Origin of the sequence: Ensifer sp. Root278 (genome assembly GCF_001429285.1) — a bacterium.
Taxonomy (GTDB): Bacteria; Pseudomonadota; Alphaproteobacteria; order Rhizobiales; family Rhizobiaceae; genus Ensifer.
Window position 1 is genome coordinate 301,931 of sequence record NZ_LMJJ01000001.1, and the last position, 14,521, is coordinate 316,451.

The 14,521-nt window shown below is 62.7% G+C and carries 14 protein-coding genes; 5 read left to right on the forward strand and 9 right to left on the reverse strand.

What is annotated here, in order from left to right; genetic code table 11:
* The first annotated feature begins 98 nt into the window (after positions 1–98).
* The gene (locus tag ASE60_RS01515) at positions 99–881 is read left to right on the forward strand and encodes a DUF4239 domain-containing protein (protein WP_057247967.1); all 783 of its coding nucleotides are present in this window, start codon (positions 99–101) and stop codon (positions 879–881) included.
* A gap of 5 nt (positions 882–886) precedes the next feature.
* Here ASE60_RS01515 and ASE60_RS01520 read toward each other — a convergent pair whose 3' ends face one another.
* The 8 genes from ASE60_RS01520 to ubiE all read right to left on the reverse strand — a co-directional run bounded on the left by ASE60_RS01520 (position 887) and on the right by ubiE (position 8,504).
* A complete protein-coding gene (locus tag ASE60_RS01520; protein ID WP_210334375.1) occupies positions 887–2,155 on the reverse strand; it encodes an MFS transporter in 1,269 nt (422 codons plus the stop codon).
* Between the two features lie 237 nt (positions 2,156–2,392).
* Complete coding sequence (locus ASE60_RS01525; protein ID WP_057247969.1) at positions 2,393–2,863, reverse strand: nucleoside deaminase; 471 nt, start codon at positions 2,861–2,863, stop codon at positions 2,393–2,395.
* Positions 2,864–2,874: 11 nt separating this feature from the next.
* Positions 2,875–3,468, reverse strand: a complete 594-nt coding sequence (locus ASE60_RS01530; protein ID WP_057248245.1) for an ankyrin repeat domain-containing protein — start codon at positions 3,466–3,468, stop codon at positions 2,875–2,877.
* Between the two features lie 552 nt (positions 3,469–4,020).
* On the reverse strand, positions 4,021–4,791 hold the full coding sequence (locus ASE60_RS01535; protein ID WP_057247970.1) for an SDR family oxidoreductase: 771 nt from the start codon (positions 4,789–4,791) through the stop codon (positions 4,021–4,023).
* A 168-nt stretch (positions 4,792–4,959) separates the two neighbouring features.
* Complete coding sequence (locus ASE60_RS01540; protein ID WP_057247971.1) at positions 4,960–5,220, reverse strand: hypothetical protein; 261 nt, start codon at positions 5,218–5,220, stop codon at positions 4,960–4,962.
* 170 nt (positions 5,221–5,390) lie between these two features.
* Entirely contained in the window at positions 5,391–5,921 is a 531-nt protein-coding gene (locus ASE60_RS01545) for a GNAT family N-acetyltransferase (protein ID WP_057247972.1), read from the reverse strand.
* 226 nt (positions 5,922–6,147) lie between these two features.
* Positions 6,148–7,722, reverse strand: a complete 1,575-nt coding sequence (gene ubiB / locus ASE60_RS01550) for a 2-polyprenylphenol 6-hydroxylase (RefSeq protein ID WP_057247973.1) — start codon at positions 7,720–7,722, stop codon at positions 6,148–6,150.
* A gap of 5 nt (positions 7,723–7,727) precedes the next feature.
* Positions 7,728–8,504 carry a bifunctional demethylmenaquinone methyltransferase/2-methoxy-6-polyprenyl-1,4-benzoquinol methylase UbiE gene (ubiE, locus tag ASE60_RS01555; protein WP_057247974.1) on the reverse strand — a complete coding sequence of 259 codons (777 nt, stop codon included), beginning with the start codon at positions 8,502–8,504 and terminating at the stop codon, positions 7,728–7,730.
* A 173-nt stretch (positions 8,505–8,677) separates the two neighbouring features.
* On the opposite strand from ubiE, the gene mutM reads away from it, so the two are divergent.
* From mutM to dnaA, 4 genes are all read left to right on the forward strand, one after another.
* On the forward strand, positions 8,678–9,568 hold the full coding sequence (gene mutM / locus ASE60_RS01560) for a bifunctional DNA-formamidopyrimidine glycosylase/DNA-(apurinic or apyrimidinic site) lyase (RefSeq protein WP_057247975.1): 891 nt from the start codon (positions 8,678–8,680) through the stop codon (positions 9,566–9,568).
* A gap of 51 nt (positions 9,569–9,619) precedes the next feature.
* Positions 9,620–10,393 carry an enoyl-CoA hydratase gene (locus ASE60_RS01565; RefSeq protein ID WP_057247976.1) on the forward strand — a complete coding sequence of 258 codons (774 nt, stop codon included), beginning with the start codon at positions 9,620–9,622 and terminating at the stop codon, positions 10,391–10,393.
* 301 nt (positions 10,394–10,694) lie between these two features.
* Positions 10,695–10,961: a 30S ribosomal protein S20 gene (gene rpsT, locus ASE60_RS01570; RefSeq protein WP_034797494.1), complete on the forward strand. Its 267-nt coding sequence runs from the start codon at positions 10,695–10,697 to the stop codon at positions 10,959–10,961.
* Between the two features lie 1,041 nt (positions 10,962–12,002).
* Positions 12,003–13,448, forward strand: a complete 1,446-nt coding sequence (dnaA, locus tag ASE60_RS01575) for a chromosomal replication initiator protein DnaA (protein WP_057248246.1) — start codon at positions 12,003–12,005, stop codon at positions 13,446–13,448.
* A gap of 57 nt (positions 13,449–13,505) precedes the next feature.
* Here dnaA and gcvA read toward each other — a convergent pair whose 3' ends face one another.
* Positions 13,506–14,450 carry a transcriptional regulator GcvA gene (gene gcvA, locus ASE60_RS01580; RefSeq protein ID WP_057247977.1) on the reverse strand — a complete coding sequence of 315 codons (945 nt, stop codon included), beginning with the start codon at positions 14,448–14,450 and terminating at the stop codon, positions 13,506–13,508.
* Positions 14,451–14,521 lie beyond the last annotated feature (71 nt).

Below are 14,521 nucleotides of genomic sequence, written 5' to 3' on the forward strand. Positions count from 1 at the left end.
ACAGCTGTTGCGTGCATTTGCTAATAAAGCGAGGCGTTGTGTTTCCAGGCCTCGACGCTCAGAATTGCCGATGTTATCGGCGGCCGGCGGAGGGGAAAATGATCGTCGAGATGTTGCTCGGTGCCTTATTCGTCTTCGGCACGGTCGCCCTGACGCTCGCGTCCTACTTTGCAATGCGGCTGATCATGGGCGGCGAGGCGGAAGGGCACGAAAAGGAACTTGCCAGTTTGGTCATCTTTCGCATTTCGGCGCTGCATGGCTTGATCCTCGCGCTGGTCTTTGCGCAGGAGATGGTCGAGTACCAGCAGCTCAAATACGAGATGGCTACCGAAGCCGGGGCGACCGCTGACATCTTCTACGACGCCGAACGTTACGGTGAAGCCGTCAAGGCGCCGATCCAGCAGGCGATCTCCGCCTATGCGGCCGAGGTGATCGATGGTGAATGGCAGTCACTGGCGGACAAGGGACGTCTTTCACCACAGGCTTGGGTGCACTGGGATCGCGCCTATCAGCACGTGCTGAACCTGGTCCCGGCCGACAAGCGCCAGGAGAGCCTGCGCAGCCAGATGCTGGAGCGGCTGCACGACATCTCGCAAAGCCGGACCAAGCGGGAAAGCAATGTCGCGGACTCGATCGACAGTATCTTCTGGTTCGCGGCACTCTCCGGCGTCATCTTCATCGCGCTCGCCTATTATTCCTTCCCGCCAATGCGGCGCAATCTGCTGCTGCTCTGCCTCTTCGGCGCGTACACGGGCATCATTCTGTTTCTGATCTATGCCTTCTCCAATCCGTATCAGCCGCCAGCGGCGTTGGCGCCGGGGCCGCTCGAACGGGTGCAACAGCAGATCAACGCCTCGTCGGCGCCTGCGACGGGAGGATAACGGCGCTAGGCGAATTGACCCAGCCGCAGGAGATCGCCGCTAATGGCGCCACCGTCGGACGCATCGGCGCGCGCGGTCTCAGGGCGCGGCGGCGGCATGGAGTGGCCGATCGCAAACAGAAGCGCGCTTGCCGCCGAAAGAAATGCAAACAGCAGGAACATGCCGGCGCCGCCGATGGTGCCGAGTGCCAGGCCGCCGATCAGTGGCCCAAGGAAGTTCCCGACCGTCGAGAGCGAATGGGCGCCGAAATAGGTGCCGCGATTGCCGGCATCGGAGATACCATCGACCAGCACATATTCCGAGGGCACGACGAGCACCTCGCCGATGGTGAAGAGGATCATCGAGGCGACGAGCATTTCCATTCCGGACGAGGCCGCAAAACCGACTTCGCCAAGCAGAAACAAGAGGCAGCCGAGTGACAGTGCCGGCAGCGCGCCGATCCGTTCGATGACGAAGCGGGCAGGCGTGCTGGCGATCAGCACCGTTGCGGCATTGGTCGAAACCAGGAGCGCGAAGAGGGTGACGCCATCCGCAAAGCCGGTGTTGAGATACTGCGACAAGGTCACCGACCATTGACCATGAACGGCCAAGAGCAGCGTGCCGCCGATGACGAAGAATACCAGCCTTCGGTCGCGCAGGGCGGCAACAAGCCCGCGCCAGCCACCGGCAGCCTGTGTTGCCCCTTTGGTTTGGATCATCTGCCTGTTGCCGGCTTCGGGCACGTTCAAGAAGAGCACCAGGCCGAAGGCTGCGTGCATGACGCCGGCGCTGACGAACAGCGTCGAATAGGCAGCACCGACCCAGACGCCGATCAGCGGCCCGATGGCCCAGCCGGCATTGATGGCGAGATAACGCCAGGAGAAGACTTTAAGGCGCAGATGCTCAGGCGCTGCATCGCTCATCAAGGCACGCGCAACCGGTTCGTAGACGGCGGCTGCGACGGCAGACACGATGTGCGCCAGCGCGAAGGCGGCGATCGATTGCGCCAGTCCGAGCCCCGCCAGCGCCAGCCCGGCCATGAAAAGCGCTGCGGTCAGCACCCCTTTTCGGCCGATGCGATCGGACAGCGTGCCGGCAAAGGGGCTGACGATTGCGCCGAGCAGCGGGCCGGCGCCGATGAGAGCGCCGATGCCTGCGGGGCTGAGGCCAAAATCACGCTGCAGGCGGATCGCGAGGAAGGTCAGGCTCATGCCCTTCGCGATCGTCACCACGCCGGAACCCGCGATGAGAAGCAGCGCAACACGGCGACCCGCTTTTTCGGAATAGGCATTCATCACGGGCACCTGCAGGCTGGGAGCGCTCGGTTTCCGTGGGAATGTCGAGCGACGGGAGTAAGGAAGAAGACTCCCTTTGCGATTACATCCGTCGCGTGTACTCGGCAAGTGGGCAGCTATCCAGCGGCAATCTGTCCCTGTCGGCTGAGGGCGTCGGTTTCCCACTCGGCCGTGGTCTGAACGAAAATGCAAGGCGGCCACCGGCCGTGGCCGCCTCAGGGCTGTTTCACCTGCCGGCTATTCGTTCCCCTGCCGCTCCTGCCAGGTCACGTAGAGCGGTGTTGTGTCGGAATCGTCGACCGGTACATGGCGGAAGCGCATGGCCTGCTCGGCAAGCGGTTTTGCCAGTTCCGCGTAGATCGCCGCTGTCGACAGGCCGAAAGATTCGGCATCGGCGTTCGAGTTCGCATAGGCGATCTCGGTGATCCCGGCCATGCGCATGGCCGCAAGGCACATCGGGCAGGGCTGTCCACTGGCATAGACGGCAGCACCTTCGAGCCGCGGGGAGCGGAGCGTCCGGGCGGCGGCACGCAATGCGTTGAGTTCCGCATGCGAAGTCGGGTCCCCGGTCGACAGCATCTCGTTGACGCCGCGGCCGACGATCTCGCCGTCCTTGACGACGACAGCGCCGAAGGGCCGTCCGCCATCCTCGATGTTGCGGCGGGCAAGCGTTACCGCCTCGGCCAGATAGGTCTGTTCCTGGTTCATGGGAGTTCTTTCTAACGCGCGCCGGCGTCGACCAGCAGCGTTTCAATGCTGCCGTAGCCGCGCTGGCGCGCGTGGCTCAGCGGGCTGACGCCTTCGCCATCGGCGAGGTTGACGTCGGCGCCGGCCTTGATCAGCAGCCGCACGATCTCGGTGTGCTTTTCGCCGCCGGTGCCAAGGATGATCGCCTCAAGCAGCGCTGTCCAGCCGAGGCGATTGACGTGGTTGATATCGACGCCGGCTTCGATCAGCGCCTTGACGGTCTCGACATGGCCGCGCTCGGCGGCCGGAATGAGCGCCGTGCCGCCATAGCGGTTCGTGCTCTTGAGGTCGGCGCCATGGGCCAGCGTCAGCTTCATGATTTCGAGATGGCCACGTGCGCCGGCGTAGAGGTAAGGACTGTCCTGGATCTTGTCCTTGGCGTTGACGTCGGCGCCGGCCTCGATCAGCGCGCGTGCCGCATCGACGCGGTTTTCGTGGGTGGCGACGAGAAGGGCCGTGGCGCCGCTGGCATCACGGGTCTCGATGCTTGCGCCCTGTTGCAGCAGCGATTTGACCTTGTCCGTATCACCGGCCTCGGCAGCAGAAATCAGTTGGGTTTCGAGCATGGAGGCCCCCACGGCTGCGGGTGAAAGGCTGAAGGCGGCGATCGATGCGCCGACCAGCGAGCCGAATAGTCTTGGTCGCATTTGGTCTTTCCGATCATGCCGACCGGTCGAACAGGCCGACCGATCGCAGTGGTTCCGGTTAAGGGCGAGACGTGGAAGCCCGGAATTGGCCGCGCTTTCGTGCCGCTCTCGCTCTTTGCGATCTCGTGCTTACTTGAGCCGGCCCGTGACCTTTTCAAGGGCGCAAGATGCGCGTCTTGCCGAACCTGTCCCGCGCCCGGCATGGCGCCCTGGACGCCGACCGTAGGTGGCGGGCCATCCATTTGGAAATTAAATGTATGAATGATGAAAAGGGGAAATATGAATGCGTTGCCGTTCGACCTGGATCTGCTCATAGCATTCGCGACCGTGGTCGATTGCTGAGGCTTCAGGGCCACGGCGAGCCGATTGCATTCCACCTGGTCATCAGCCCGGAGGTGATGGGTACCAGAAGCGAGGTGTGATCTGACGGATAATCACACCATCCGTGGACGGACGCTGTCCTGAACGGCCCTAGAGCATCGAGCGGCTGAGACCGCCGTCGACGGGCAACGCGACGCCGGTGATGTAGCTTGCTTGGCGGCTGGCGAGGAAGGCCGCGGCCGCGCCGAATTCCGCCGGCGTGCCGTAGCGCCCAAGCGGGATCTCCTGCTGGCTGCGCGCCGCGACCGTGGCGATATCGACGCCCTCGCTTTCGGCATCCATCCGGTCGAAGCTGAGCGTGCGGTCGGTGGCAAGCCGCCCTGGAAGAAGCAGGTTGACGGTCACGCCCTCGGCTGCGACCTCGCCGGCAAGTGTCTTCAGCCAGCCTGCAACAGCGCTTCTGAGCGCATTCGAGGCGGTGAGCCCGACGATCGGCTCGCGGATGCTGGTGGAGGCGACGGCGATGATGCGTCCGAACCGGCGTTCCCGCATGCCGGGCAGCAGCCGTCCGGTGATGCGCATGCCGGCCAGCACCATGGTTTCGAATTGCGCCCGCCAGAAATCGGGCTCGATCGCCGAGGCCGGCGGTCCGCCGCCATTCAGCACCAGAATGTCGATCGCGCCGAAATCGGCTTCGAGCCGATCCAGCAGGCGGTCGAGCATATCGGGTTTCGAGAGGTCGAGCGCGTAGCCCCGCGCCGACGGGCCGATGTCGCTTGCGACCTTGGCCGCCGATGCGGCATCGCGACCGGTCAGCGCAACGATGACGCCTTCGCTTGCCAGCGCCTCGGCAATGCCGCGGCCCAATCCCTTGCTGCCGCCGAGCACCAGCGCGCGCTTTCCAGCAATACCAAGATCCATGACCGGTTCTCCTCGATGTGGAATTCAGAATGACCAGGAACTGGAGCTACTACAGTTTTACTCGAAGCGGAATCGAATTGACCGTCGGCGAATGGCGAAGGCAGGCCGAACGGAAAAGCCCGACCGGAAAACCGACCGGGCTTTTGCCCCTCGCCCTTCTTGAGTGCATCAGCGGCAGATGCGAATTTTCTTGAAGTAGACGTTGCCGTAGTGGTCGTAGCGCTTGACCTTCTTGAGGAAGCAGTACGGTTCGTCTTCGTAATAATAGGGGCCGCCGTAGTAGTCGCCGACATAGCCGACATGCCCACCCCAGCCATGACCGTAGTGGCCATTGCTGAAGCCGATCGAGAAACCGCCGGCCTGCGACGGGGCGGCAAAGGAGACGGCGGCGGTAACGGCAACAACGGCTGCGATGATGATCTTGCGCATGATGGTCTCTCCTCTGGATTGGTTGGGATGATCGCTTCGTCATCCATGAGAAGAAGGTCTCACATCGCGGATAAGCGCGCAGTTCCGGATGGAACATGGTCATGGCCGGCTGCTGCCAAGGGGGCTGCGAACCCGGCCATGACCGGTGCCGATCGGCGCATTGCCGCCCGTCAGGCAGCGCGCGATCCGCTAGGAGTGCGGATGCGCGCCATCGCGAAGACGTCGGCCAATGCGCCGTTCCTGAGCGCATAGGCCCTGTGTGTGCCCTCCATCTCGAAACCCGCCTTGCGGTAGAGTGCGATCGCAGACTCGTTGTCGGTGAAGACCGTGAGCTCGATGCGGCTGATGCCCAGCCAGTTGTCGGCGGCATCGATCAAAGCCGTAAGCAGTGCCTTACCGATGCCTTCGCCACGGTGATTGTCATCGACGCTGATGCCAAGGGCAGCCGAATGCTGACGACGTCCCTTGCTGCGGTGCAGGCCGGCCATGCCGACTATATGCCCGTCGCGTTCGGCAACGATGACCGTGTCGTCGTCCGATCTTGTCTCGATCCACTTGCGCGTTTGTTCCGGGGTGGAAAAGGGCAGTCGGAGTGTTCCAGATCGGATGCCTGGCTGGCTCATCAAGGCGGCGACCGCCTCCCAGTCGACGATGCGCGCCGCGCGGATCTTGGTTTCAGGAGGAGCGTGTGTTTCGGTCATTGTTTCCTCTCTTTGCGCCGAGGAAACAGGACCCGACCCTGCTCGCCTCGGCAGGGTTGGTGGGGGACATTTCGCTTAAATCAGCGCAACAGGTCTCCCGCACACCCCTGGGGTATGCGTGCAAAGCACCATTGCGATTGTCGAGCGATTGTCCATGGCGGAAGAATAACAAGCGCAAGTGGAAAGGCAAGTCCGCAGAACGCGCAGAACGCTCTGCGCGCCGCGATCAGGTGACCTGCCAGGCGATATAGACGAGCGTGGCGGCGATCAGCCAGAGGGCGACGCGGCCTGAACGGGTATGCCGGGCCTCCGCCTTGCCGATCGCGTGCGCCGTCTCGGCGTCGAAGCGCAGGCCGTTCTCGCTCATCGCCATGATCTCGCTGGAGAATTTTTCCGTGCGGGCGGCGATCTCGGGGGCGGCCTCGGCGAGCCGGAGCGCCGCGTGCAGGCCGTCGCGCAGATCCGTGACGATGCGCTTCGGTCCGAGATTGTCGCGAATCCATTTGCCGACGACCGGTTCCGAAGCCTTCCACATGTTGAAGCGCGGATTGAGCGTGCGGGCCACACCTTCGACGACCACCATGGTCTTCTGCAGCATGACGAGCTCGGGGCGCGTCTGCATGTCGAAGAGTTCAGTGACCTCGAAGAGCAGCGTCAAGAGCTTCGCCATCGAAATGGTTTCGGCCGGCTGGCCGTGGATCGGCTCGCCGATCGCGCGGATCGCCTGGGCGAAGCTCGCGGCGTCGTGATGCGAAGGCACATAGCCCGCCTCGAAGTGCACGTCGGCGACGCGCTGGTAGTCACGGGTAATGAAGCCGAAGAGGATTTCCGCCAGGAACCGGCGCTCTTTCTTGCCGAGACGGCCGACGATGCCCATGTCGACGGCGACGATATGGCCGGCATCGTCGACGAAGAGATTGCCCTGGTGCATGTCGGCATGGAAGAAGCCGTCGCGCAGCGTGTGGCGCAGGAAGGACTGAATAAGCGTCTCGGCAAGCTCGTTGAGGTCGTGTCCGGCGGCCTGCAACCCCTCGATATCCGACATCTTGACGCCGTCGATCCATTCCATCGTGACGACGTCGCGCCCGGTCCGTTCCCAATCGACTTTCGGCACGCGGAAGCCGGAATCGTCCTTGGTGTTTTCGCCAAGCTCGGAAAGGGCGGCGGCCTCCAGACGAAGGTCCATTTCGATCTTCGTCGTCTGCTCCAGAGTCTTGGTGACCTCGACCGGCTTCAGCCGGCGCGTATAGGGCAGGAACCGTTCCTGCATATGGCTGACGAGATACATCGCCTCGATATCGGAGGCGAAACGCTGGCGCACGCCGGGGCGGATGACCTTGACGGCGACCTTTTCGGGCTTGCCGTCGCGAAGCACGATGGCCGGATGCACCTGCGCGATCGAGGCGGCCGCCATCGGTTCGGAGAGCTCGGCGTAGAGGTCCTCGACCTTGCGGCCGAGCGAACCTTCGATTGCGGCCTTCGCCTCGCTCTGCGGGAAGGTCGCCATGCTGTCCTGCAAGAGCGACAGGTCGGCCGCGAACTCTGCGCCGACGACATCCGGGCGCGTCGCCAGGAACTGACCGATCTTGACATAGGAGGGCCCGAGGCGGGCGACCGCGCGTGACAAGCGGTCGCTGCGTTCCTCGCCCGGCACCCTGCGGCGCGCCAGAAGTCCTGCCGCCTTCTGGGCGAAACGGGCAAACGACGGCAGATGCTCGGTTGGGACGGCTGAGACGACGCCTTCGCGCACGAGAACCCACCCGATCCGCGCAAGGCGGACATATGTTCCAGGCGTGCTCATCGGGTTCAGATTTTCCAGCCGGAATGCAGCGCTGCGATGCCGCCGGTGTAATTGGTGAAGGAGACGCGTGAGAAGCCGGCCTCCTTGATCATCGTCGCGAAGTTGCGCTGGTTCGGGAACTTGCGGATCGATTCCACCAGATACTGGTAGGGCGCCTCGTCGCCGGTGATCAGCTTGCCGAATTTCGGGATCGCGTTGAACGACCAGGCATCATAGAAGCGATCGAGCAGCGGCATCTCCACTTCGGAGAATTCCAGTACCAGCAGGCGACCGCCGCGCTTCAGCACCCGGTGCGCCTCTTTCAGCGCCACGTCGATGCGCGGCACGTTGCGAATGCCGAAGGCGATCGTATAGGCGTCGAAGGAATTGGCCTCGAAGGGCAGTTCCTCGGCATTGGCCTCGACGAATTCGAGATTGGCGGAAAGCTTCCTCTTCTCCGCCCGTTCGGCGCCGACGGCGAGCATCGAGCCGTTGATGTCGAGCACGGTCGCATGCGCCTTGCGGTCGGAGGCCTCGATGATGCGGAAGGCGATATCGCCGGTGCCGCCGGCAACGTCCAGAACCTTGTAGTCTTCGCGGCGCGGCGGGTTGAGGGCGGCGATCATCGCGTCCTTCCAGGCGCGGTGTAGGCCGGCCGACATCACGTCGTTCATGATGTCGTAGCGCTTCGCCACCTTATGGAAGACGTCGTTGACGAGCGGCTGCTTTTCGCCGGCGTCGACATTGCGGAAACCGAAGGATGTTTCCATGCCGCCATCGGCCGATACGCGCTGATCCGTCATACGAAGAACTCCACCTGAACCAATTTTTCCGGCACCATAGCGAAAAGGCCCCATCCGCGCTATCTCGTGGACGGGACCGCGCCTGCGGCATAGCGCACTCCCTATAGGATAAGAAGGCCGCCAAGGAAATGCCAACCACCGCATCCGGTGGCTGAGATCGTAGGAGTGCATTTATGCCGGAGTTGCCCGAGGTCGAAACCGTCAAGCGCGGCCTGGCGCCGACCATGGAGGGCGCGCGGATCGTCAATGCGGAATTGCGCCGTCCGGACCTGCGCTTCCCGTTTCCGGAGAATTTTTCTTCGACCGTTGCCGGCCAGCGCATTGTCTCGCTGTCACGGCGGGCGAAGTACCTGATGATCGATCTGGAAGCCGGCGACGTGATCATCGCCCATCTCGGTATGTCCGGTTCCTTCCGCATCGAGGCAGGGCCGGCTGCAGCGACGCCGGGCGAGTTTCACCATCCGCGCGGCAAGGACGAGAAGCACGATCACGTCATCTTTCATCTCGACGGCGCCGAAGGCCCGGTGCGGGTGATCTACAACGACCCGCGTCGTTTCGGTTTCATGGATCTTGCCCGCCGCGACACGGTGTCAAGCCACGCCTATTTTCGCGCGCTTGGCGAGGAGCCGACCGGAAACGCGCTCGATGCCGCCTATCTCGCTGTACGCTTTTCCGGCAAGGCGCAGCCGCTGAAGGCGGCCTTGCTCGATCAGAAGAACATCGCCGGTCTCGGCAATATCTATGTCTGCGAGGCGCTCTGGCGCTCGAGCCTGTCGCCGGTGAAGCCCGCGGGCGAACTCGTCGACAAGCGTGGCAAGCCCAAAGATGGCCTGGTGCGCCTGACGGACGCGATCCGCGAGGTGATTACCGATGCCATTGCGGCTGGCGGCTCGTCGCTGAAGGACCACATCCAGGCCGACGGCTCGCTCGGTTACTTCCAGCACTCCTTCTCCGTCTACGACCGCGAAGGAGAGGCTTGCCGCACGCAGGGCTGCAACGGTACGGTCGCCCGTATCGTGCAGGCGGGCCGGTCGACCTTCTATTGCCCGCATTGCCAGAAATGAACGTCGGGCTGTCCGCGGCCTGGCGTCGGAGATGAACCGGAGGAAACAGGAATGACCTACGAAACGCTGCTGGTCGAAACGCGCGGCCGCGTCGGCCTCGTGACGCTCAACCGTCCGCAGGCGCTGAATGCGCTGAATTCGACCGTCATGCGCGAGCTTGCCGCAGCGCTGAAGGCCTTCGATGCCGACAAGGAGATCGGCGCCGTCGTCGTCACCGGCTCGGAGAAGGCATTTGCAGCCGGCGCCGACATCAAGGAGATGCAGGCGCTCGATTTCGTCGACAGCTATCTTGGCGATTTCATTGGCGGCTGGGACCAGGTGGCTGCGGCCCGCAAGCCGGTGATCGCCGCTGTCTCTGGCTATGCGCTCGGCGGAGGCTGCGAGCTGGCGATGATGTGTGACTTCATCATCGCCTCCGAGACCGCGAAGTTCGGCCAGCCCGAAATCACCCTCGGCGTCATTCCCGGCATGGGTGGCTCGCAGCGCATAACGCGCGCCGTCGGCAAGGCGAAGGCGATGGACCTGGTTCTGACCGGCCGCATGATGGACGCGGCGGAGGCGGAACGCGCAGGACTCGTTTCGCGTGTGGTGGCGCCGGAGAAATTGATGGAGGAAGCGCTGGCTGCCGCAGAGAAGATCGCATCCTTCTCGCTGCCGGCGGTCATGATGGCGAAGGAGGCGGTGAACCGCTCTCTCGAGCTGACGCTCGCCGAAGGCCTTCGTTTCGAGCGGCGTCTCTTCCATTCGCTGTTTGCGACCGAAGACCAGAAAGAAGGCATGGCCGCCTTCGTCGCCAAGCGTAAGCCGGAGTTCAAACATCGCTAGAGCGGGATGAGGAATAGTGTTTACGGTTTTCCGCCCGCATCCCGCTCAAGCCTGTTAGAAACGATCACGTTTATGGTTTTGGGTCGATCAGACCCAAGACCATCGTGATCTAAGCCAGAGCACGGCGCAGATTCTAGAAAATGCGCGTTGACGGGGCGGCTGTTTCCCGCTATACGCCGCCCTCAGTTTGGAACGCCATTTTGGGCTTTCCGGAAATATTCCCGAATTGCTTTGATGACAGGTCGCAGTGACCCGGCACGGCGAGGGCGGAGTTCATGTCAGTTTTCGAAGAGAGGCACCAATGGCCAATACAACTTCGGCGAAAAAGGCGACCCGCAAGATCGCACGCCGCACCGCAGTGAACAAGGCCCGTCGTTCGCGCGTTCGCAACTTCATCCGCAAGGTCGAAGAAGCGATCGCTACCGGCGATCAGGCAGTTGCAGCCGCAGCGCTCAAGGCAGCTCAGCCCGAGCTGATGCGCGCAGCCACCAAGGGCGTCCTGCACGCCAACACTGCATCGCGCAAGGTTTCGCGCCTCGCGCAGCGCGTGAAGTCGCTTTCGGCCTAATCCGGCTAAGAAAAATCTGTTGACGAAAAGCCCGGCCCTTGCGCCGGGCTTTTCGGATTCATACTTCTGTCATCGCGATGGTTAATCCGACGGTATTACGTTGTGTCAATGCGATGACAAAATTTATGAAATAAATTCAATGACATACGGGAGGTCCTTATCAAAAGGATGTCTCTGGCCGGGGCTCTCCTGACCCCGTAATGAGTCAAGCGATTTTTTATTTTTTTTCTTTTTCGCCAGCTAAGCAAAGGGCGAAAAATCAAAACCCTTGATTCAAAAGCGATTCTTCACGGACTCGGAATGCGGCAAGCAAAAGGCAGGCTGAGAGTCAACGGTCAGTGCCTAAGGTTGCTTAAAAATCGCGATTGATCTTGCCCATCGATCCTGCCTAAATGCCCTCCACAGGGGACACGGACCACATCTGTAAAGGAAGCAGAAGACGCCATTTCGAAGAAATGGTTTCGATGTTTCTGTCCTTTGTATCAGGGCGGCTCCGCGTCGTTCAATCAGACAAGTCGAAGGTGAAAAAACCGGATGGTTCGTTCCACTCCGGGTGAGGAGCTTTCGTCCTATGGTTGTGTGGCGGGGCTTGGCTCGTGACGGCGGGTGCAAGCGGCGCCTGCCGGCAGACAAAGGTCCAACGCGCGGCTCATCGCTTCGTACGAGGGTGCGAAGAGCTGTTGACGAGGAGGAGGATCCGAGGCGGTGCGGAAGCGCACCGGAGGATTGTTGACAAGAGGCGCGAGGGGACATCTCCGGCCACAGGTGGGCTGGTGGATGCGCGTAGCGCGCAGCGAGGCGGGAGATGAGGAGCCCGGCGTCGACTGCGACTGTGACGTTCGGCGAGTGCGGCATGGCCTTTCGGGGCGCCGCGGGCGACGGACATACGAGATGACGCCGGCAGTGATGACGGCATCTGAACATGAACTGGAAGGCGGCAAAATGCAGATGAATTTGGTGACGGCGGGCGCACTTCAGAAAGAAGGAGACGCATTCCAAGCCGGAAGCAATCTATCTCAGGCGGCGGGGGAAAAAGTCGACATGAGGCACGACGCACTGTTCGAGCGAGTAAGTGCGCGTCTCAAGGCTCAGGTCGGTCCGGATGTCTTTGCGAGCTGGTTTGGGCGTCTGAAGCTCCATTCCGTATCCAAGAGCGTCGTGCGCCTCTCGGTGCCGACCACGTTCCTGAAGTCCTGGATCAACAATCGTTATCTCGATCTCATCACGTCGCTCTTCCAGCAGGAAGACGGCGAGATTCTGAAGGTCGAAATCCTGGTGCGCACCGCGACCCGTGGCGCCCGGCCGACGACACAGGAAGACGTGTTGCCGCAGGCGACCGAAGCGGCTCCAACCGCACCGGCGCGCCGTCCGGCAGCAGCCCAGCCGGTCGCAACCGTTGCCGCAGCGGCGATTGCGAGCGTACAGAGGCCTGTCCAGGCGCCGCTTTTCGGCTCGCCGCTCGACCAGCGCTATAATTTCGAAAGCTTCGTCGAGGGTTCCTCGAACCGCGTGGCGCTTGCCGCTGCCCGGACGATCGCGGAAGCCGGCGCCGGTGCCGTGCGGTTCAACCCGCTCTTCATCCATTCGAGCGTCGGTCTCGGCAAGACGCACCTCCTGCAGGCCATCGCCATCCAGGCGCTGCAGAGCGCGCGTGCACCGCGTGTCGTTTATCTGACGGCCGAATATTTCATGTGGCGTTTCGCCACCGCCATTCGCGACAACGATGCGCTGTCGCTCAAGGAGTCGCTGCGCAACATCGATCTGCTGATCATCGACGACATGCAGTTCCTGCAGGGTAAGTCGATCCAGCACGAGTTCTGCCATCTCTTGAACATGCTGCTCGACTCCGCCAAGCAGGTCGTCGTCGCCGCCGACCGCGCTCCGTGGGAACTGGAATCGCTCGACAGCCGCGTTCGCTCGCGTCTCCAGGGCGGTGTCGCCATCGAGATGGACGGCCCCGACTACGACATGCGCCTCGAAATGCTGAAGCGTCGGCTGGACGTCGCCCGCCAGGACGATGGATCGCTCGACATTCCCGGCGATATCCTGAGCCATGTCGCCCGCAATGTGACGGCGAGCGGCCGCGAGCTGGAAGGCGCGTTCAACCAGCTTCTGTTCCGTCGTTCCTTCGAGCCGCAGCTTTCGATCGAGCGCGTCGATGAACTGCTCGGCCACCTCGTCAATGCCGGCGAACCACGCCGCGTGAGGATCGAGGACATCCAGCGCGTCGTCGCCAAGCATTATAACGTCTCGCGCCAGGAGCTCGTCTCCAACCGTCGCACCCGCGTCATCGTCAAGCCGCGCCAGATCGCCATGTATCTGTCGAAGACGCTGACGCCGCGCTCCTTCCCGGAGATCGGCCGTCGCTTCGGCGGACGTGACCACACGACGGTGCTGCATGCCGTGCGCAAGATCGAAGAGCTGATTTCGGGCGATACCAAACTCAGCCACGAGATCGAGCTTCTGAAGCGTCTGATCAACGAATAGTCGCAGCTGACTGTTTCAAAGAAAAGGCCCGGTTTTCCGGGCCTTTTTTCGTTTGGGCTAACGCACCGCCTTCAACGTCGGTCGCTGAGACGGCCTGATCGGCTGGTCCTCGACGACCTGCGATGTGCGGGCCTCCGCGATGATCCAGCTGCGAAAGGCGACGACAGGCGGTCGGTCGAGAGCGGCCGGCGGATAGACGAGGTGATAGGCAAGGCCGGTCATCACTCCCTCCGGGAAGGGGGCAACCAGCAGGCCTTCCGCAAGCTCCCGCGCCACGAGCGACAGGCGCACCAGGGCGACCCCGTCGCCGGCCTTGGCCGCCTCGATGGCGCCGTTGCTGTTGACGAAGACCGGCCCGCGCCCGGGATCCACCCCTTCGGCCCCTGCCGCATCCAGCCACAGCCGCCAGTCCTGGCGGTGCACGTCGTGCAACAGCGCATGGCGGGCGAGGTCGCTGGGCGTGTCGAGCGGCAGTTTGGCCCGAAGCGCCGGATGGATGACCGGAACCGGGTCGTCGTCGATCAGCCGTTCGCTGACCAGACCGTCATACCGGCCGAGCCCATGCCGGATGGCGACGTCGACGCCGTCACTGTTAAAATCCGTCAGCCGGTTCGTGGTGCTGATGCGGACGTCGATGCCAGGCACCTTCTGTTCGAAGGCGCCGATGCGCGGCACCAGCCATTGCGCGGCGAAGGTCGGCGTGCAGCTCACCGTCAGCACCGGCGCACGTTTGCGCGCCGTCAGCTCCTCGGTTGCCTCCCGCATCATGCGGAAGGCACGTCGGAGCGTTGCGAAATAGAGGCTGCCGTCTTCCGTCAGAACCAGTTGCCTGGGCCTTCGTTCGAAGAGCGTTACACCCAGCGTCTGCTCCAGCTCCCGCACCTGCAGGCTGACGGCGCCCGGCGTGACGTTGAGTTCGTGCGCGGCCTTGGTGACGCTTGAATGACGCGCCGTCGCCTCGAAGGCGCGAAGCGATGCAAGGGAGGGAAGGGATGTGGTCATGGTTTAACCAAACTCAATCATCCAGCGAGAAATGATCGTTTGTCCGAAGCGTAATATGCTGAGAATAATGG